This window comes from Polynucleobacter sp. (genome assembly GCF_030693775.1).
Taxonomy (GTDB): domain Bacteria; phylum Pseudomonadota; class Gammaproteobacteria; order Burkholderiales; family Burkholderiaceae; genus Polynucleobacter.
Genome location: NZ_JAUXZY010000004.1, coordinates 711,308 through 731,666, shown reverse-complemented (window position 1 = coordinate 731,666; position 20,359 = coordinate 711,308). Strand labels below are relative to the sequence as shown.

At 50.6% G+C, this 20,359-nt stretch carries 20 protein-coding genes; 3 read left to right on the top strand and 17 right to left on the bottom strand.

Going from position 1 to position 20,359, the window contains the following annotated elements:
- Positions 1-10: 10 nt before the first annotated feature.
- On the top strand, positions 11-838 hold the full coding sequence (locus Q8M75_RS06465) for a proteasome-type protease (protein WP_305487533.1): 828 nt from the start codon (positions 11-13) through the stop codon (positions 836-838).
- Between the two features lie 79 nt (positions 839-917).
- Here Q8M75_RS06465 and ppsA read toward each other — a convergent pair whose 3' ends face one another.
- Positions 918-3,308, bottom strand: a complete 2,391-nt coding sequence (gene ppsA, locus Q8M75_RS06460; protein ID WP_305487531.1) for a phosphoenolpyruvate synthase — start codon at positions 3,306-3,308, stop codon at positions 918-920.
- Between the two features lie 105 nt (positions 3,309-3,413).
- Here ppsA and Q8M75_RS06455 point away from each other — a divergent pair, with 105 nt between their 5' ends.
- On the top strand, positions 3,414-4,241 hold the full coding sequence (locus Q8M75_RS06455) for a pyruvate, water dikinase regulatory protein (RefSeq protein ID WP_305487529.1): 828 nt from the start codon (positions 3,414-3,416) through the stop codon (positions 4,239-4,241).
- A gap of 15 nt (positions 4,242-4,256) precedes the next feature.
- Here Q8M75_RS06455 and Q8M75_RS06450 read toward each other — a convergent pair whose 3' ends face one another.
- The 16 genes from Q8M75_RS06450 to rpsB all read right to left on the bottom strand — a co-directional run bounded on the left by Q8M75_RS06450 (position 4,257) and on the right by rpsB (position 19,254).
- Entirely contained in the window at positions 4,257-5,102 is an 846-nt protein-coding gene (locus Q8M75_RS06450) for an RNA methyltransferase (protein WP_305487527.1), read from the bottom strand.
- A complete protein-coding gene (gene rnhB, locus Q8M75_RS06445; RefSeq protein ID WP_305487525.1) occupies positions 5,099-5,695 on the bottom strand; it encodes a ribonuclease HII in 597 nt (198 codons plus the stop codon). The genes Q8M75_RS06450 and rnhB overlap by 4 nt, the downstream gene beginning before the upstream one ends.
- On the bottom strand, positions 5,695-6,963 hold the full coding sequence (gene lpxB / locus Q8M75_RS06440; RefSeq protein ID WP_305487523.1) for a lipid-A-disaccharide synthase: 1,269 nt from the start codon (positions 6,961-6,963) through the stop codon (positions 5,695-5,697). Before lpxB ends, rnhB begins: the two co-directional genes overlap by 1 nt.
- Entirely contained in the window at positions 6,923-7,720 is a 798-nt protein-coding gene (lpxA, locus tag Q8M75_RS06435) for an acyl-ACP--UDP-N-acetylglucosamine O-acyltransferase (protein ID WP_305487521.1), read from the bottom strand. The genes lpxB and lpxA overlap by 41 nt, the downstream gene beginning before the upstream one ends.
- Positions 7,720-8,169, bottom strand: coding sequence for a 3-hydroxyacyl-ACP dehydratase FabZ (gene fabZ / locus Q8M75_RS06430; protein ID WP_305487518.1), 450 nt, complete (start codon positions 8,167-8,169; stop codon positions 7,720-7,722). The genes lpxA and fabZ overlap by 1 nt, the downstream gene beginning before the upstream one ends.
- A 60-nt stretch (positions 8,170-8,229) precedes the next feature.
- Positions 8,230-9,297: a UDP-3-O-(3-hydroxymyristoyl)glucosamine N-acyltransferase gene (lpxD, locus tag Q8M75_RS06425; RefSeq protein WP_305487515.1), complete on the bottom strand. Its 1,068-nt coding sequence runs from the start codon at positions 9,295-9,297 to the stop codon at positions 8,230-8,232.
- Between the two features lie 3 nt (positions 9,298-9,300).
- On the bottom strand, positions 9,301-9,828 hold the full coding sequence (locus Q8M75_RS06420; RefSeq protein WP_305487513.1) for an OmpH family outer membrane protein: 528 nt from the start codon (positions 9,826-9,828) through the stop codon (positions 9,301-9,303).
- A 16-nt stretch (positions 9,829-9,844) separates the two neighbouring features.
- The gene (gene bamA / locus Q8M75_RS06415) at positions 9,845-12,103 is read right to left on the bottom strand and encodes an outer membrane protein assembly factor BamA (RefSeq protein WP_305487512.1); all 2,259 of its coding nucleotides are present in this window, start codon (positions 12,101-12,103) and stop codon (positions 9,845-9,847) included.
- 77 nt (positions 12,104-12,180) lie between these two features.
- Entirely contained in the window at positions 12,181-13,296 is a 1,116-nt protein-coding gene (locus Q8M75_RS06410; protein WP_305487511.1) for an RIP metalloprotease, read from the bottom strand.
- Positions 13,297-13,305: 9 nt separating this feature from the next.
- Positions 13,306-14,532 carry a 1-deoxy-D-xylulose-5-phosphate reductoisomerase gene (gene ispC / locus Q8M75_RS06405; RefSeq protein ID WP_305487509.1) on the bottom strand — a complete coding sequence of 409 codons (1,227 nt, stop codon included), beginning with the start codon at positions 14,530-14,532 and terminating at the stop codon, positions 13,306-13,308.
- Positions 14,529-15,359, bottom strand: coding sequence for a phosphatidate cytidylyltransferase (locus Q8M75_RS06400; RefSeq protein WP_305487506.1), 831 nt, complete (start codon positions 15,357-15,359; stop codon positions 14,529-14,531). Before Q8M75_RS06400 ends, ispC begins: the two co-directional genes overlap by 4 nt.
- Before the next feature lie 8 nt (positions 15,360-15,367).
- The gene (gene uppS, locus Q8M75_RS06395) at positions 15,368-16,141 is read right to left on the bottom strand and encodes a polyprenyl diphosphate synthase (protein ID WP_305487504.1); all 774 of its coding nucleotides are present in this window, start codon (positions 16,139-16,141) and stop codon (positions 15,368-15,370) included.
- A 31-nt stretch (positions 16,142-16,172) separates the two neighbouring features.
- A complete protein-coding gene (gene frr / locus Q8M75_RS06390; RefSeq protein ID WP_305487502.1) occupies positions 16,173-16,733 on the bottom strand; it encodes a ribosome recycling factor in 561 nt (186 codons plus the stop codon).
- A gap of 12 nt (positions 16,734-16,745) precedes the next feature.
- Positions 16,746-17,456, bottom strand: a complete 711-nt coding sequence (pyrH, locus tag Q8M75_RS06385; protein WP_108469327.1) for a UMP kinase — start codon at positions 17,454-17,456, stop codon at positions 16,746-16,748.
- A 167-nt stretch (positions 17,457-17,623) separates the two neighbouring features.
- The gene (gene tsf, locus Q8M75_RS06380; RefSeq protein WP_305487499.1) at positions 17,624-18,505 is read right to left on the bottom strand and encodes a translation elongation factor Ts; all 882 of its coding nucleotides are present in this window, start codon (positions 18,503-18,505) and stop codon (positions 17,624-17,626) included.
- Positions 18,505-19,254, bottom strand: coding sequence for a 30S ribosomal protein S2 (rpsB, locus tag Q8M75_RS06375; RefSeq protein ID WP_108469329.1), 750 nt, complete (start codon positions 19,252-19,254; stop codon positions 18,505-18,507). Before rpsB ends, tsf begins: the two co-directional genes overlap by 1 nt.
- A 251-nt stretch (positions 19,255-19,505) precedes the next feature.
- Here rpsB and map point away from each other — a divergent pair, with 251 nt between their 5' ends.
- A complete protein-coding gene (gene map, locus Q8M75_RS06370; RefSeq protein WP_305487497.1) occupies positions 19,506-20,333 on the top strand; it encodes a type I methionyl aminopeptidase in 828 nt (275 codons plus the stop codon).
- Positions 20,334-20,359 lie beyond the last annotated feature (26 nt).

Sequence of the window (20,359 nt, the reverse complement as noted above, 5' to 3'; positions counted from 1 at the left end):
AATAATCCGTATGACTTATTGCGTCGGCCTTTGCTTAGACGAGGGCTTAGTATTTTTAGCCGATACCCGCACCAATGCTGGCGTAGACCAAGTTGGCACCTTTCGAAAAATGACTTTATTTCAAAAGGAAGGGGATCGTTTTTTTGCACTAATGAGTGCAGGCAATCTGGCAATTACACAGGCGGTCAAGGAGATTTTGCTACAAGGCACTCTACTCAATGGCAACAACCTATGGAATGCAGAAAATACCCATGAAGCTGCGGTTGTTGTAGGGGATGCCATCAAGCAGGTATATGACCGTGACTTTAAAGCACTGCAAAAAGCCGGCATAGACTTTAATTGCAATCTTATTTTTGGCGGTCAAGTACAAGGTGAAAAACCCAGGCTCTTTAATATCTACTCTGCTGGTAACTTCATCGAAGCTACCCCAGAAACCTGCTACTTTCAGATTGGTGAGTCCAAGTACGGAAAACCCATTCTGGATCGCGTCGTCAACTTTAAAACGCCGCTGAACCTAGCAACAAAGTGCGCCTTGATATCGATGGACTCGACCCTAAATAGCAATATCTCGGTTGGACTACCTCTAGATCTCCTCGTCTACGAACGCAATCAATTTCGATCGGATAAGGTAGTTACGATCGACGAGGCTAACCCCTACTTTGCAATGATTCATCAAGTGTGGGGCGAAAAATTAAAGAATGTATTTATGGACATTCCCGAGCCCAACTGGAATGGTGCGCGCCGCGGTAAGTCGATTATTGCTACGGCAAAGCGATTAGGCCCAGTGCCAATTCATCGCGGCAAATCCAAGCCAAACTCCAATAAAAAAGCAAAATAAAAGAGTGGCGGTTTTGAGTCTCCTCAAATTCCATCCACTCTCTACTACTCCTAGGCTTTGGGCCTAGTCATCCCATCAATTAGCTTAAATCCGACTTGGCCAGCATTTCCCAGGTACCAACAACGCTATCCGGATTGAGGGAAATCGAGGTAATGCCCTTCTTCACGAGCCAACGTGCAAAGTCGGGGTGATCCGATGGGCCTTGACCGCAAATACCGACGTACTTGTTTTGCTTTAAGCAGGCATCGATCGAGCGCTCAATCATGAACTGCACGGCCGGATCTCGCTCATCAAAGTCGATTGCAAGCAGCTCCATGCCGGAGTCCCGATCCAGGCCCAAGGTGAGTTGGGTCATGTCGTTGGAGCCAATCGAGAAGCCATCAAAGTACTCCAAGAATTGATCCGCCAGAATGGCATTCGACGGAATCTCGCACATCATGATGAGGCGCAAGCCATTCTCGCCGCGCTTGAGTCCAAACTTGGCCATCATGTCGATCACGCGCTCTGCTTGCTTAATCGTGCGCACAAAGGGCACCATGATTTCGACGTTGGTCAAGCCCATATCTTCGCGCACCCGCTTCATAGCGGAACACTCTAGCGCAAAGGCTTCACCAAAATCAGCAGAGACATAGCGCGAAGCCCCGCGGAAGCCCAGCATGGGGTTCTCTTCATCGGGCTCGTAGCGTGAACCTCCGATCAACTTTTTGTACTCGTTTGACTTGAAGTCCGATAAACGCACAATCACCGGCTTGGGATAAAACGCTGCGCCAATGGTTGCAACGCCTTCGACCAATTTATCTTCATAAAACGCGCGGGGACTCGCATAACCCCGAGCCACGCTCTCGACCGCGCGCTTTAAGTCCGGATCGATGTTTGGATACTCCAATACTGCGCGGGGATGGAGTCCAATGTAGTTGTTAATAATGAACTCCAGGCGTGCCAAGCCAACGCCTTTGTTTGGCAGTTGGCAAAAATCAAATGCCAATTGCGGATTGCCGATGTTCATCGTGATCTTGACGGGGATTTCAGGTAAGTCACCACGCGATACTTCAGTGACTTCGGTCTCAATCAAGCCGTCGTAAATATTGCCTTCATCGCCTTCAGAGCACGACACCGTAACCATCATGCCGTCTTGCAGTTTGTCGGTTGCATCACCACAACCAACCACTGCAGGAACACCAAGTTCGCGCGCAATGATGGCGGCGTGGCAAGTACGGCCACCACGGTTAGTCACAATGGCCGAGGCCCGCTTCATCACCGGCTCCCAATTCGGGTCGGTCATGTCTGCTACCAATACATCACCTGGCTGCACCCGATCCATCTCGCTTGGATCGCGAATGATACGCACAGGACCAGCGCCAATCTTCTGACCAATCGCGCGACCCTTTACCAAGACAGTGGAGTTACCTTTGAGTTTGTAGCGCATCTCCACCTGCCCTGCCGCCTGACTCTTAACAGTTTCAGGGCGGGCTTGGAGAATATAGATGCGACCATCTTTGCCATCTTTACCCCACTCGATGTCCATTGGACGGCCGTAGTGTTTTTCGATAATCACAGCAAACTTGGCTAACTCGGTAATGTCTGCATCTTCCAAAGAAAAGCGATTGCGCATTTCTGGGGCTACATCCACCGTGACTACCCGCTCTGCAGAACCTGCAGGGGCAAATTGCATCTGGATTAACTTGGACCCCAATGATCGGCGAATGATGGCTTTTTTACCTTGAGCCAAGGTGGTCTTAAAGACATAAAACTCGTCAGGATTGACAGCGCCCTGCACTACTGTCTCACCCAGTCCGTAACTGGACGTGATGAAAACAACGTCCTCAAAACCCGATTCGGTATCCAGGGTAAACATGACACCCGCTGCACCCAAATCGGAACGTACCATGCGCTGAATACCCGCAGACAGTGCAACTTCTGCATGCGCAAAACCTTTGTGCACCCGGTAAGAAATCGCCCGATCGTTGTAGAGCGAAGCAAAGACTTCACGAATGGTCTTGAGCACATCGTCAATACCCTCTACGTTCAGGAAGGTCTCTTGTTGACCAGCAAATGAAGCGTCTGGCAAATCTTCTGCGGTTGCAGAGGAACGTACGGCAAATGAACCTTTGCCCGAATCATCCAACGTGGCAAATGCAGCACGGATTTCCTGCTCTAAGCGAGGCTGCAGTGGGGCCGTTTCAATCCAGCCACGAATCTCTGCCCCAGCTTCTGCTAAGGCGCGGACATCGTCAATATTTAAATTGACTAAACGCTGCTGGATGCGCTCGGTAAGGGCGTTATGGGCTAAAAAGTCCCGAAATGCCAGCGAGGTCGTCGCAAAACCGGTAGGAACACGAACCCCAGCAGAGGCAAGCTGGGAAATCATCTCGCCGAGGGAGGCATTTTTACCGCCAACCGATTCAACGTCGGTCATGCGGAGTTCTTCAAAAGGTAAAACGTAAGCGTCTTGGTGTTTTGGGTTGGACATAAATACTCTCTAAAGATAAGGAAACCGGTGCTGCAGCCGAATAAATACGGCATACTTATATAAGACTATTGTAGTGCTAGCCCCTCTATTTCCCCTCAAAAAACCATGTCTAACATCACCCGCATTGTGTTTATTGTGTCTGACGGCACTGGAATCACCGCCGAGAACTTCAGCCAGTCGATTTTGGCCCAATTTGAGCTTACTTTTAAGCTAATCCGCATCCCTTTTACGGATAGCGTAGAAAAAGCACAGAGCGCGGTAGAGGCTATTAATGAGGCATTTCAGCGCGATCAAGTCCAGCCGATTGTCTTCACCACCCTCGTCAATACCGAGCTCAATGGCATTGTCTCTAAAGCCCAAGGCTTGGTTTTGGATATGTTCCAGACTTTCGTTGCCCCCTTGGAGCAGGCCCTAGGCCTCAAGTCGACCCATGCGATGAATCGCTTGCACCACAATGCCGATACAGCGGCCTATAAGAACCGTATTGAAGCGATTAACTACTCCCTGGCACACGATGATGGGCAGTCCAATCAGAACTTAGCCGATGCCGATGTCATTTTGGTTGGAGTATCGCGCGTTGGTAAAACGCCGACTAGCCTCTACCTTGCCATGCAGTACGGACTGAAGGCGGCCAACTACCCCCTAATTCCTGAAGATTTCGAGCGCGGTCAATTGCCCAAGGATTTAATTGCCCACCGATCGAAGATTTTTGGACTAATGATCGATCCCGAGCGACTCTCCGAAATTCGCAATGAGCGCCGACCCGGCAGCAATTACGCCAAATTAGAAAATTGCCGCTATGAAATTAACGAAGCAACATCGATGATGCGCCGTCAGTCGATACCGTGGATTTTAACCACCAGCAAATCCATCGAAGAAATCGCTACAACCGTGCTGCAAACTATCCGCTCCGATAAAACCATCTTGGGTTAGCTTCGGCTGTTCTTTTCAGCTCTTCTTGATTGCTTTGCTACTGCTGCGAACGCGGACGGTTTCAAACAAACACACCGCTGCTGCAGTAGCTACATTCAGCGATTCTACTTCCGAATGCATTGGGATCGATACGGCCTTTCCATGCATTAAAAAGGCATGGCTTATGCCCTGTCCCTCGCTACCAAAAACCCAAGCAACCGGCTGACTTAATTGCTGATCCAGTGCGTATAAAGAAGTTTCACCATGCGCACTGGCTAAATAGAATGGTACGGTAATACACTCAATCGCCTGCTCCGTCGACCAGCCCTCATGCAAGCGTAAGGTGCGATGTGCGCCCATACCAGCACGCAATACTTTACTTGACCAGAGGTGGGCACAGCCACTCATCGCAACGACATCAACAAAACCAGCGGCGGCGGCAGTTCTCAGCATGGCTCCGACATTGCCTGCGTCCTGAATACGATCCAGCACCAGCACATCTCCGGTGATTACATCCTGATTTGAGGACTTAATTTGTGCGAGGGAATCCGGCAACGAAAGCAGGCCTGCAATCTGAGGCGCATTGGCGAGCTCGCTGAGCTCGCTCCATAAACCAATATCCAGATGAATGACGCGCGTATCCGGACAGGTAGCGCAATGCTGACGAACCAGGGCATCAATTTCGGGATTGGCCATGCCAATATCCGAGGTGATTAAAACGCCCAGGGCAGGATCAGACACCCAAGCCTGCACGATGTGAATACCCTCTAATAAAACCCGCCCTGAGCTGAGGCGCGCTTTTTGCCCCTTCGAGCCTGTTGCCTGCAGCGCCCTTAATTCTTTAAATAAGGGATTATCGCGAGAGGAAATAAAGTCGCTCATACAGTAGCTTGATCCAACACTGCACGCACCGGAGAAAAGCTACGGCGGTGTTCGGGGCATGCACCCCATTGACGCAGCGCCGCTAGGTGAAGCGGTGTGGGGTAACCCATGTGCTGCAAAAACCCATGGTCGGGATAGCGCGCGTGCAAGGCTTTCATTTGACGGTCACGCGTGACTTTAGCCACGATTGATGCCGCAGAGATGGCCGGCTCCTTACTGTCACCCTTAATAATCGCTTCTGCTGGGATGGGTAAGTTTGGACATCGATTGCCATCGATGAGGGCCTTATCAGGCCAGCAACCAAGGCGTATGCACAAATCATCCACTGCCCTTTGCATTGCCAGCATGGTGGCCTGCAAAATATTGATCTGATCAATTTCGAGTGGGCTAGCCTCACCCACGCCCCAGGCCTTAGCTTTAAGAAGGATTTCTGCATATAAGGCTTCACGCCGCGTAGGGGTTAAGCGCTTCGAGTCTTTAAGCCCCAAAATCGGATTGAGTGGATCCAGTACCACTGCACCCGCAACGACTGCGCCAACCAAGGGGCCTCGCCCAGCCTCATCTACGCCGCAAATCCAGACGACCTCGCTCATCAGCTTATCTGACGCCCTTGGCGCGACTCCGTGATGGTTTGGGTGATCGCTTGGGCTACCAGCAAACCTGTTGGTTTACGCAAAGTCTCATGCAGAACAGCAAAGCGCTCTTTTAAGCGCGCTAACTCTAGTGGCTTACCCAGCCAGTGTAAAACGGCCTGAGTCAGCTTTTCCGGCGTTGCATCGTCTTGCAGTAATTCAGGAACGACAAACTCGCCAGCCAAGATATTAGGCAAACCAACATAAGGCAAGTAACCCTGACGCTTCATGATTTGCGCAGTGAGCCAGGGCACCTTATACGAGATCACCATCGGTTTTTTCCAAAGCGCTGCCTGCAAGGTTGCCGTACCGCTGGCAATCAGTACTACATCCGCAGCCTCCAAGATCGTATCGGCATTCCCATCAATCAGATGAATCTGGATATCCGGGTGCTGCGCACGCATTTGTGCCGCCAGATTTTCCAAGGCAGGACGTAACCGGGGCGTTGCAACGGGAATGACAAATTGCAGAGACTGCCCTTGAAGGCGGTTGGCAATTAAACCCATCGCCTCAAAAAAAACCGGAGCAATGAATTCAATTTCAGAACCGCGGCTGCCCGGCAAAACAGCAATCACAAGCCCATCTAAATCAGCACGCTCTATGCCAGCGCTTTTAAGCTCAGGAAACGAACTCAAGCGATCACGCGCGCTTTTGGGATCAACCTCGATCGGAATAGTACTTGCCAATGGATGGCCAACATAACTTGCGGCAATCCCGGCACGCGCATAGATCTCGGTCTCAAACGGAAAGATGCACAGCATCCGATCCACTGCTTGCTTAATTTTTTTAATCCGGCCGCCACGCCAAGCCCAAATCGATGGCGAAACAAAGTGCACCGTCGGGATACCAGCAGCACGGAGCTTTAGCTCCACGCCCAAATTAAAATCCGGTGCATCAATCCCCAGAAACACATCGGGGCGGTCTAGCTGAATTAAGGTATTGAGCAGGTCTTTGCGCAGACGCAAAATGGCGGGGAGCTGGGTTAATGCCTCAACGTAGCCGCGCACACTCAGCGTCTCCATTGGCCAGCGCGAATCAAATCCTTCCGCCTGCATTAAGGGTCCACCGACACCATAGGCAGAAAGACTGGCCATCTCGGGTATCTGATTGAGGGCATGCAATACCGGTGCCGCCAATAAATCACCCGAAGGCTCACCGGCAACGCAGGCTAACTTAGGCAATGCAATCCTAGCGAATGATGCCGCGCGTCGACGCAGCGATAAAGTCATGAAACTCAGTCAATTTTTGAGCTGTGGCTGCATCGCTACTATTCTCATGAACCATTTTTTGAAGCGCCACTTTGGCCTCTTCAAAACTCAGTCCATCCTTGTAGAGCACTTTGTATGCTTGCCGCAACGCTGCAATGGTTTCTGGTGAAAATCCGCGCCGCTTGAGGCCCTCGACATTGATTCCGTGGGGCGATGCTTTGTCGCCCGCAGCAATTACAAATGGTGGGATGTCTTGTACCAAGGCTGAAGCGCCGCCGAGCATGGCATGCTGGCCAATACGAACAAACTGATGCACGCCCGACATGCCGCCCATAATGGCCCAATCATGTACTTGTACATGGCCAGCTATCTGTGCATTGCTCGAAAAAATGGTGTTGTTGCCAATCTTGCAATCGTGCGCAATGTGCACATACGCCATGATCCAATTGTCGTTACCCAGCTGCGTAATGCCATCATCTTGCGCCGTACCAGTATGAATCGTGGTGAACTCGCGAATGGTATTGCGATCGCCGATCTGCAAGCGGGTTGGTTCACCACGGTATTTCATGTCTTGTGGCGGACCACCGATGGCCGCGAAATGGGCAATCGTATTTTCAATACCCAAAGTTGTGTGGCCCTCGATCACGGTATGCGAACCAATTTTGCTACCTGCACCAATTTGCACGTGGGGACCAATGACGGAATAAGGCCCTACCTCCACATCACTGGCTAACTGGGCTTTGCTATCAACAATCGCAGTGGCATGAATCCGGCTCATTACACACCCTTAGTCCGAACGGCACAGGTAATGTTGGCTTCTGCTGCCAGCTCATCATTCACCGTTGCCTTGACTTGAAATTTATAGATGCCGGCTTTTTCGCGCTCGAGGATAGCCGTCATAATGAGTTGATCGCCAGGCAATACTGGCTTTTTGAAACGCGCCCCATCGATGCCTGCAAAGTAGTAAATCGCATTCTCTGCCTTCGCTTCTGAAAAAGTCAGCAATGCCGCAGTTTGAGCCAAGGCCTCAATAATCAATACGCCCGGCATCACCGGAAAATCCGGAAAGTGCCCCTGAAAGAAGGGCTCATTCATCGTGACATTTTTTAATGCCTTAATACTCACGCGTGGCGTTATCTCCAAAACACGATCGACCAGCAAGAAAGGATAGCGATGTGGAAGCAGCTTCAGAATCTGATTAATGTCGATGGAAATGGCGTTAGTCATAAATGCAATCCAATAAAAAGGCTAAATTAAGTGACAAACAAACTAGCAGAAAGAGTTGGCTTAATCCAGTTTGGTCTTTGTGTTCTCTAAATGGCGTAAGCGTTGCCGTATTTTATCTAGACCGCGCGCAATTGCGGAGTTTTTCTCCCAGGCGGCATGGGGCATGGATGGGTAAACACCCGTAAAGTGCTGCCCCGGCTCGGTAATCGAGCGAATAATGGATGTTCCACCCGAAACAGTAGTTCGGTCCGCAATAGTTAAATGACCGGCAAAATTAGCGTAGCCGCCAATCACGCAATAGTTGCCAATAGTGGTGCTCCCAGAGATACCGGCACACCCTGCAATCACAGTACACACACCAATCACTGCGTTATGGCCAATTTGGACCTGATTATCGATTTTGCAGCCGGATCCAATCACGGTATTACTCATGGCACCCCGGTCAATGGTGGTAGATGCGCCAATCTCCACATCATCCCCAATGAGTACTGCGCCCGTCTGCGGAATCTTGACCCATTCGCCGCCACTGGCATTAAAGTCAGGCGCAAAACCAAAGCCATCTGCTCCAATCACGGCACCACTGTGAATAATGCAACGCTTGCCGATTTTGCAATCGGCATAAATCGACACCGATGGGTAAATAAGGCTGTCATCACCGATTCGTGCACCCGCGGCCACCGTTGTATTGGCCATGATCGAAACCCGCTCACCCAGTACCGCCCCTTTCGCAATATGCACGAAGGGGCCAATATGGCAGGATGCGGGAACCGTTGCGCTCGGATCAATTGCAGCCTGAGGATGAACGCCGGGCTGACGCTGATTTGGCTTTTGCGCTGCAAAATACTGCGCCATACGCGCAAAGGTAGCGTAGGGATTGCGCGACACAAAATAAACGCGGTCCGCTTTAGATGCGGCAACATTTGCTTGTAGATGGTCTAGGTCAGACTGCCCCACAATCAATGCGCCGGCTGCACTGTCAACAGCCTGTTGACGGTAAAGGGGGTTGGATAAAAAAGAGATTTGCTGCGCTGTGGCTCGCTCAAGCGGTGCTAAGGAGTCCAGCAACACAGAGCCATCACCCACCAAGCTGACTTGAAATTGATTGGCCAGCTCGATGGCAGTGGGCATAACTTACTTCAGGTTATTGAGGGCCTTGATGACATCGTCGGTGATATCGGCACGAGGACTAACATAGGCCGCCTCTTGAACGATGACGTCAATTTTTCGCTGTTCAGCAATTTGCTTGAGGACGACGTTGGCACGCTCCGCAATCTTAGCGCGCTCTTCAAAGGTACGTTGATTCAAATCTTCGGTAAATTCACGCTGCTTGCGCTGCAATTCACGGTCTTGATCGGCGAGTTCGCGCTGACGGCGAATGCGCTCTGCTTCAGACATGACTGCTGCATCACGGTCTAACTTCTCAGCAGCCAATTTAATTTTTTGTGCGCTATCACGCAACTCGTTTTGGCGTTTGGTAAATTCATTCTGCAAACGCGTTTGCATGGCTTTAGCCAAGTTAGACTCGTTAAAGACTTTTTCTGAATTAACTACCGCAACGCGATTTCCAACATCCTGAGCCATAACTGGCGCAAGCATGCCAGCAGAAATAAGGGCAACCAAACTGCGCTTGGCCCACTGAATGGAGTTTTGATGCTTCATAAATCGTTCCTTACAATTAAAACGCAGTACCTACCTGGAACTGCAAACGCTGGATATTATCGGTTGGCTGGGCATTTACAGGCAAACCATAACTAAACTTCAAGGGGCCCAGCGGTGATATCCATGATAAACCCAAGCCATAAGAATATCGCAGAACTAGGTTAATGTTCTCACCGAAGGCATTACCGCCGTCCACAAAGGTAAATAAACGCAGGGTTTTATCAACCCCGGAGCCAGGCACTGGGAAGGTGTACTCCAAATTGGTAACGATCTTAGACTGCCCGCCGGTAGGCTGAAACAGACCTGTAACGCTATTAAAGAATACTGGGCCGAGGGATCCTGGCGCATAGCCCCGCACCGATCCAATACCGCCCACGAAGTAGTTTTTCATGATCGGGAAGGGTTTGCTGCCATAGGCCTCGCCATAACCAACTTCGCCGTTAAAGGACAAAATATTGCCCTTAGAGAAGGAATGGTACTTTTGATATTGGCCAAATAAGCGATAGAAGGTCAAATCGCCCACCGGGGTACCCACTTCGGCGGACAGCTGCTGCAAGGATCCCTTTGAGGGTATCAAGGCGCTATCTCGACCATCGCGCGCCCACGCTGCGGTAATCGGTACGTTATAAGTTTGGAGGCGCCCCGGGACCGAGGTGCCAAAATCCTGAACATATTGCTGGTATGGCAATGGCGTATTGGTTGTCGCATAAATCGAGAAGATCTCAATGCCGGTACCAAAGAAGACGCGGTCGACTTCGGTGTACGGGACGCCGAATTTGATATTGGAACCAACGGTCTTGATTTGGTAGTCAGGGTCACCGACATAGTAGAGCGGTTTAGCAGAGCGGTAATACAAGTCGGTATATCGGCTAATTCCATCATCGGTGAAATAAGGATCAAATTGCGACAAGGTTAAGTTTTGATTAATCTTGCCTAAGGAGAAATTAAGGCCAATCGCAGTTCCCGTTCCAAAGGCATTCTCTTGATTAATACCCGCAGACAAAATTAATTTTTCGGTGGATGAGAAACCGGCACCAATATTAATGGCGCCCGTCGGCTTTTCTTTCACGGCAACATTGACATCCACTTGATCGGGTGAGCCAGGCACGTCAGCAGTTGAAATATCGGTCTCCGTAAAATAACCCAAACGGCCGATACGCTCTTTGGAGAGTCGAATCTTGTCGCTATCAAACCAGGAGCTTTCAAACTGACGCATCTCGCGCCGAACCACCACATCACGGGTTTTTGCGTTGCCAGTGATATTGACTTGGCGGACATAGACGCGTCGTCCGGGATCAACTACTAATGTAATGTCAACTTCGGCCAAATCACGGCGAATATCGGGCTGCGGATTAATCGACGCAAAGGCATAGCCGTAAGAGCCTAAAACCTCTGCAATGGCTTTGGTGGTTTCTGCCAACTTGGCAGATGAAAAGGTATCACCCGCTTTCAGGGCCAAGAGTTGCTTTAATTCCGCTTCCTTACCAAGCAAATCGCCAGCCAGACGCATATTCTTAACCGTGAATTTCTTGCCTTCACTAATGCTGATCGTAAGAAAAATACCCTTCTTGTCTGGTGTAATCGAAACCTGAGTGGAATCAATCACAAACTCAAGGTAGCCGCGGTTTAAATAGTAGGAACGAATGGTTTCGAGATCGGCTGTGAGTTTTTGCTTAGAGTACAAATTGTCTTTGCTGTACCATGAGAGCCAGCCGCCGGTCTTTAGCTGCATCTCACCGAGAAGCGTGCTTTCACTAAAGACTTTATTGCCGATGAAGTTGATCTCTTGGATCTTAGCGACAGGACCTTCGTCCACATTGAAAAAGATGGCGACTTGATTGCGCTCAACTGGAGTAACGGTCGCCACCACCTCAGCGGCATAGAGGCCTTTGCTAACGTATTGGCGTTTGAGCTCCTGCTCTGCCTTGTCAATTAGCGCCTTATCGTAAAACCGAGCTTCGGCGACGCCAACAGCCCTGAGGGATTTACGCACGACCTCCTGGTCAAATTCTTTCATTCCCGTAAATTCAATACGGGAAATCGTTGGCCGCTCTTCCACGATCACGATCAGGACATTGCCTTGCGCCTGAATTTGGACATCACGGAAAAAGCCGGTACTGTATAGAGCTTTAATCGATTCGGCGCCTTTTGCTGGCGTGAAGGTTTCGCCTACCTGAATCGGCAAATAACTAAAAACGGTGCCTGGCTCAACCCGCTGCAGGCCCTCCACCCGAATGTCTTTCACTACAAAGCTCTCAGCAGCCTGCAATGGCATAGCAAAACTGGTCAGCAAAACAAAAGCTGTTTGAATCAGCAGTCGGAGACTAAATCGAGGGGTTAGGCGGAACAAATTCAAGATAAGAAATACCGTTGTAAGTCATTAAATAAAGCAAAAAGTGTTAACGAAATCAATAAGATAAAGCTAAATTTATGAAGCCATTCTTGCACTGAAACAGGTAAGCGTTTTCCAGATACGAGCTCCCATGCATCATACAGGAGCTGACCCCCATCAAGCATGGGGATTGGGATCAAATTCAAGAGGCCAATACTGATGCTCATCAGGGCCAAAAAGCCAAAAAACGCTTGCCACCCCACTTGCGCGGACTTGCCTGCCATATCGGCGATGCTTAAGGGCCCACCCAGCTGGTTTAAGGACGTTTCTCCCGTCACTAGGCCGAGCATTAATTTGGCTGAAACCACGGTAATCAGCCAAACCCGCTCGCTGGCATAGATCAGTGCATCTATCGGGCCCAAGCGCAACATCACCATATCCTCTGGCTTGGTGCTTGCTGGTCTAATGCCTAAGGCTTGAAGTGGGTCTTGCTTGGGCTGAATCTGCGGCAAAGCATCAGCAGGAAATGGCACTGCAATGCGGCCGCCGCTGGGGCTTGTTAACTCCAACACAAAACCCTTCTCACCCGTAATCGCATCCAGCAGTTGCCAGCGCAATTGATTCCAGCTGATGACTGGCTCAAAATCGGAAGAGGCAGAATCAATATCGCGCCAACCCGTGACCAGGTCGCCCGCAACCAATCCCACCTTTGCAGCAACTGATGCCTCGGGCGGAGCCTGCAAACGCGCCGGCAATTGGACTGCGCCGGCAAGGTAAATGACCATCAAAAAAGCAATCGCCAAAATGAAGTTGGCCAGTGGTCCGGCGGCCACAATAAAGGAACGTTGCCAAAGCGGCTTGCGGTCAAAGGCATTCGCCTCGTTTGCTGCATCAATCTGCTGTTCAGGATCGCGGCCGTCGAGTAATTTGACATAGCCACCCAGCGGAATCGAGCCAATCACCCATTCGGTTTTATTTTTACTGGTGAAGCGAAATAAGGGCTTGCCAAAACCAATGGCAAACCGCAGCACTCGTACTCCACACATGCGCGCCGCTGCATAGTGGCCATACTCATGAAAGCCCACCAATATCCCGATCGTGACGGCGAAGGTAAAAAGAGTAATAAGTCCTTGCACTGGGTGCCTCTACGAATTCGCACGTGTGGAGATCAGCTGCGCGGCAACCTGGCGTGCTTGCGCATCCGCACCCAGCACAATCTCAATTGAACTAGCAGGGAGAGATTGAATGGCGGAGAGTGTTTCGCGAACCACGCTAGCGATCTGTAAATAAGGCAAGCGTTGCTCTAAAAATGCCGCGACTGCCACTTCATTGGCGGCATTCAGAATAGCTGGAGCAGTACCGCCTGCTTTTGCTGCCTCAAAGGCGAGAGCCAAGCACGGAAAACGTTCAAAATCAGGTTCCGAAAAATGCAGGTTGGCCATCTGCGCCAAATTTAATGGCGGCACTCCGGCATCGATGCGATCAGGCCAAGCCAAACCATAAGCAATCGGTGTGCGCATGTCCGGCTGACCCAATTGCGCAATCACCGAACCATCGCGATAACGCACCATCGAATGCACTACGCTCTGTGGATGAATTAATACGCGTATTTGAGACAAAGGCAATCCAAACAACCAGTGTGCCTCGATTACCTCTAAGCCTTTATTCATCATGGTTGCTGAGTCGACCGAGATCTTTCGCCCCATCACCCAATTCGGGTGCGCACATGCCTGATCGGGGGTGATGGTTTTGAGGGCATCAAGACTCTTCTCGCGAAATGGACCGCCCGATGCAGTCAGCCACAACTCCTCAACGCCAAAATGGTCGCATGTATTTCCATTGGATACGGAACCAAACCGATCCGGCAAGCATTGGAAAATCGCATTGTGCTCACTATCAATCGGCAATAGCTCTGCACCACCCGCTTTAACTGCGCTCATGAATAAATCGCCCGACATCACGAGGGCTTCTTTATTCGCAAGCAGAATACGTTTACCTGCTTGTGCTGCAGCCAAGGTAGGCGCTAAGCCGGCTGCCCCAACAATTGCCGCCATCACCGTATCGCAATCTGATTCGAGAACGGCAGCGAGCAACGCCTCTGGGCCATGGAGAATCGTCAGCTCACCACCCTTTTCTGCAAGCAATTGACTCAACTGTGCGGCCCCAGCGGCATCGGCTACCACGGCAATGCGGGGCTTAAATTCCAGGCACTGCTGTGCCAAGCGCTCGACCTGCCGACCTGCCGTTAGCGCCACCACCTGAAAGCGTTCGGGATGCGCCCGAATCACATCCAGGGTATTGACGCCGATTGAACCAGTAGATCCTAATACCGCAACGCGGCGGCGCAAAGAAGACTTACTAGCGCTAGTCATTTCAACAGCCCGACCAGTAATACGACAATCGGCATGGTTGGCAACAGTGCATCGATACGATCGAGAACACCGCCATGGCCCGGCAATAAATTACTGCTATCTTTAGCCCCAGAAAGGCGTTTGAGCTGCGATTCAAACAAATCGCCCACAATGCTGAGCACCGTTAGACTGATCACCAATAAAAACATCGGTAGCCAACCCCAACTGACTGCAAAGGCACCAAAGATCGTTGCTGTTGGCGGTAAATACAGGGCACATAGGGTCGCAAACAAACAGCAGAGCACGATCCCACCTAAAGCACCCTCCATGGTTTTGCCCGGGCTTAATTGAGGCGCTAAGCGACGACGTCCAAAGGCCTTGCCCACAAAATAAGCGCCGATATCAGCCACCCAAACCAAGGCCATTGCGGTGAGCAGCCACAGCAATCCCATTTCCCGCAAGAACACTAAAGCAAACCACGTGGCCGGCAGGACGATTAAACCCAACGCAGCAAAAAAGAATTGCCATTTCGATAGCGTTAGCCGGGTACCGCGCGACATGATGAGTGGCGCCCCAATAATCCAAAATACGGTTGCCAATAAAAGCAGAGCGATATCCACATCCACATTGGAAAAGAAGAGCAAGGCTGCAATTGCAAGGAAACAAAGCCCGGCATAAATCAAAGCTGCTCTAGTCGCACCGGGAGCAATCAAGCGACTCCATTCCCACGCAGCCAAGATAATCATGATCAGAAAAAGGACATTGATGTAGATCGGTGGCAATAGAAACAGGATAGGTAAAAAAACTGCTAGCAAAACAGTTGCAGTAATTACCCGGGTTTTCAGCATAAGGTCGCTTAAGCGGAAGGAGAAAGAGCTTCTGAAGCAAGCTGGGCGCTGGTGCGACCAAAGCGGCGCTCACGCTGACTAAACCAATCAAATGCCGCTTGTAAATCAGTCGCACTAAAGTCTGGCCACAGCGTATCGGTAAAGTACAGCTCGGTATAGGCCAATTGCCAAAGCAAGAAGTTACTCACCCGCTGCTCGCCTCCAGTGCGAATGAACAAATCCGGTTCGGGTGCATATGCCATCGACAAATAGGGTTGCAGTAATTCTTCAGATACTGCGTCGGCTTCGATGTTGGGATTAGCGCGTAACATTTCGCGCGTTGCTTGCAAGATGTCCCATCGACCTCCGTAATTCGCCGCAATCGTCAAGGTGAGGTCTTTGCAGTGCGCGGTCTTTTCTTCGGAGAAGGTAATCATCTCTTGAATCGATTGATCGAATTGACTTAAATCGCCAATCAGACGTAGTTGAATGCCATTTTCTGCCAAGCGGCCGACTTCGCCCCGCAAGGATTTAAGAAAGAGCTTCATTAAAAAACCAACTTCCTCTGGCGGGCGGCGCCAATTCTCGGAACTAAAAGCAAACACCGTAAGAAATTCCACGCCCTGACGACGGCATTCTTCGACTACCTTCCGAACTGCGCCTAAGCCTTCCGAGTGGCCCGCAACGCGCGGCATGTGACGCTTACTTGCCCAACGCCCATTGCCATCCATAATGATCGCCACATGGCGTGGCACCGCCCTCACCTCGGGGATTTCAATTGTGGAGCTAGCGTGTCGAACCATGGACTTGAATGAATGGGAATCGTGACGGCGACTACACCGTCATGATTTCCTTTTCCTTATCAACCACAATTTTGTCGATATCGATGACTGCTTTATCTGTCATCTTCTGAATGTCATCGGTAGCGCGACGCTCTTCGTCCTCCGAGATTTCTTTATCTTTCGTTAAGCGCTTTAAATGCTCATTGGCGTCCCGGCGCAAATTACGCACCGCAATCTTCGCGTCCTCACCTTCACTCTTCACCAGCTTAGTTAGTTCACGTCGGCGCTCTTCCGTAAGGGCCGGCATTGGTACTCGAATGATTGTGCCTTGCGATGCTGGATTTAAGCCTAGGTCGGAATCCCGAATGGCTTTTTCAATCACCGCCACCATGGTTTTTTCGAAAGGCTGAACATTGATCGTACGTGCGTCTGCTAAGCCCAAATTGGCCACCTGCGCTAAGGGCGTGGGGTTACCGTAGTAATCAACCTGAATGTGCTCCAAGATGCCAGGATTGGCACGGCCCGAACGAATTTTTGCCAGTCCACTCTTTAAGGACTCGAGCGACTTCTGCATCTTTTGTTCAGTCGTGTTTTTGATTTCAACTGCAGACATGCTGTTCTCCTATTAAACGTGCACTAAAGTGCCTTCGGACTCGCCCTGCACTACGCGCAGCAAGGCTCCCGGTTTTAAGATTGAAAATACTTTAATCGGCAATTTGCGATCGCGGCATAAGGCAAATGCAGTGGCATCCATCACTTGCAGGTTTTGAATGATTGCCTCATCAAAGGTAATCGAATCGTAGCGCGTCGCGCTCGCATCTTTATTGGGATCGCTGCTGTAAATGCCATCCACCTTGGTGGCTTTAAGCATGATATCAACGCCCATCTCGGCACCACGTAACGCCGCAGCAGTATCAGTTGTAAAAAATGGATTGCCGGTACCGGCAGCGAAAATCACGACCTTACCTTCGCTCATCGCCCGAATGGCCCGCGGGCGAATGTAGGGTTCTACCACTTGATCCATGCGCAAAGCCGATTGAACGCGAGCCTCAACGCCCTTCTGACGGAGAGCATCTTGTAGCGCTAAGGAATTCATCATGGTGGCCAACATACCCATGTAGTCAGCCGTGGCGCGGTCCATACCGGCAGCACCACCAGCAACACCGCGGAAAATATTACCGCCACCAATCACAATCGCCAATTCAATGCCCAGGCGAACCACCTCGGTGATTTCCGCAACCATGGAGTCGATGGTGGTTGGGTTGATGCCAAAAGCATCCTCACCCATTAACGCTTCACCAGAAAGTTTTAGGAGTACGCGCTTGTATGCTGGCATGGTCGTTTATTCTGCTTAGGTTATTGATTTATATGTATTTTTTAATGGTTGATTCCCATTATAAAGGGCAAAGAAAAGGGCGTAGAAACTTTCGCTTCCACGCCCTGTTCGGGTACTAAACCAAATCAATACAAGGGCTTAATGACCCCCTGCGTTTAAATGGTCATTTATGCGCTTGCTTTTGCTGCGGCAACCTGGGCTGCCACTTCCGCTGCAAAGTCATCTTGCCGCTTCTCAATGCCCTCGCCCACGATGAACATCGTAAATGACTTAATCGTCGTGTTCGCGGCCTTGAGCATTTGCTCCACGGTTTGCTTATCGTTTTTCACGAAGGGTTGATTCAATAGGGATACCTCTTTCAAGTACTTTTGCACTGAGCCCTCAACCATCTTGGCAACAATATCCGCAGGCTTGCCGGATTCGGCCGCTTTTTGCTCTGCAATATTGCGCTCGGTCGCGATGTTTTCTGCTGGAACATCCGCAGTAGACAAGGCAACAGGCTTCATTGCAGCAATGTGCATCGCAACGTCTTTCGCGGCTGTTTCATCGCCAGTGAACTCCACCATCACACCAATGCGGGTTCCATGCAAATAGGAAACCAATTTGCTGTCGCCAGCAAAACGCTGAAAACGGCGTGGGGTAATGTTTTCACCAATACGACCAATCAACTTGGTGCGAACGGCCTCAACGGTTTCGCCTTCGAGTGGCAATGCAGCCAAGGCAGTCACGTCAGCTGGGTTGCTGTTCGCAACCAGCTTGGCGCAGTTGTCCGAAAACGCCAAGAAATCATCGTTCTTCGACACAAAGTCGGTTTCGCAATTGACTTCGATTAAGGCACCAGTCGTGCCATTGATAAACGCAGCCACGACACCTTCAGCCGTAACACGGGAAGCAGCTTTGCTGGCTTTGCTACCTAGCTTCACACGCAGAATTTCTTCTGCTTTAGCCATATCGCCATCAGCCTCGGTCAATGCTTTTTTACACTCCATCATCGGAGCATCGGTTTTGGCGCGCAGGTCGCCAACCATTGCAGCGGTAATTGCAGCCATTACTCAGCCTTCCCTTCTTCAACGAACTCTTCTTCGCCTTCTTTAACGGCAGTCAAAATCTCTTGAACTGCGTTGGCTTTTCCTTCCAAAATGGCATCGGCAATACCGCGGGCATACAGGGTGACTGCTTTGCTGGAGTCATCGTTGCCTGGAATGATGTAATCCACGCCCTCAGGGGAATGGTTGGTATCCACAACGGCGATCACTGGAATGCCTAATTTCTTGGCTTCGGTAATCGCAATCTTGTGATAGCCGACGTCCACGACGAAAATCGCATCGGGAACGCCATTCAAATCCTGAATACCGCCCAAGGCTTTTTGTAATTTGTCGAGGTCACGGTCATTGGTGAGGGCTTCCTTCTTGGAAAGTTTTTCCCAATCGCCCGCTTCTTTCGCAACGGCCATGTCTTTCAGACGCTTCAGTGAACCTTTAACAGTTTTGAAGTTGGTGAGGGTGCCGCCGAGCCAGCGGCTATCGATGTATGGCATACCTGCACGTGCTGCCTCTTCGGCGATGATCTCGCGGGATTGGCGCTTGGTACCAACAAACAAAATGGTGCCGCGATTGGCTGCAATTTGTTTTGCCACTTTCAGGGCTTCCTGAAACATGGGCAATGTTTTTTCCAAATTGATGATGTGAATTTTATTGCGATGGCCAAAAATATAAGGGGCCATCTTGGGGGACCAGAAACGTGTTTGGTGGCCAAAATGGCAACCGGCTTCCAGCATCTGACGCATAGTCACTGACATAACATTCTCCTAAGGGTTTGATCTAAGATTAGGTCCTAGCTGCACTAAAAAGTGCCACCCTGGAAGGCCTAACCCGCAATTTCGGTTCACTAGATGCCGTCACATGGACGTCATCGAATCAACCGATTCCAAAATTATAGCTTACATATCAATTAACTAGGGCATCTCAGCTTAGTCAGGCCCTCTGCCTGAAAGCACCTGAAATGGCCTTCGATTGCCCATAAAACCGCCAAGTCGTTGATAATAAAAGCATGAATAGTGTATTTACCGACGAAAACGACATCCAAGGGATGCGCGAAGCGGGCCGGCTGGCCAGCGAAGTACTGGACCACGTAGCGCCTTTTGTGCAGCCTGGCATTAGCACAGGCGAGCTGGATCGCATTTGCCACACCTATATGCGCGATGTGCAAAAAACCATTCCAGCACCACTTAATTACCAACCGCCGGGATATCCACCCTTTCCGGCCTCGATCTGCACCTCGGTGAATGACGTCATTTGCCATGGCATCCCCGGTGACAAAATCTTGAAATCCGGTGATGTAGTGAATCTCGACATTACCGTGATCACCCCTGCTGGCTACTTTGGGGATACAAGTCGCATGTTTATGGTGGGCGAGCCATCAGTGTTGGCAAAACGCTTAACCCAAATTACCTTTGAATGCATGTGGCTGGGCATTGCCCAAGTGAAGCCAGGTGCGCGCCTCGGCGATATCGGGCACGTCATCCAAACCCATGCTGAAAAAGCCGGTTACTCGATTGTGCGTGAGTACTGTGGTCATGGCATTGGCAAAGTCTTTCACCAAGATCCGCAAATTCTGCATTACGGCAGGCCAGGCACTGGCGAAACATTAGAAGCTGGTATGACCTTCACTATTGAGCCCATGATCAACGCTGGCAAACGCGATATTCGGACGATGCCAGATCAATGGACTGTCAAAACCAAAGATCGAAGCCTTTCAGCGCAGTGGGAGCACACCTTACTCGTGACCCAGAGCGGTGTAGAAGTCCTAACCTGGTCGGAAGGCAGCAACCCACCCCCTGAATGCGTCGCCGGCTTGCGTTTCCGCCCCAGCGCATAGAACGCCCCTACAAACGGCATACCCTC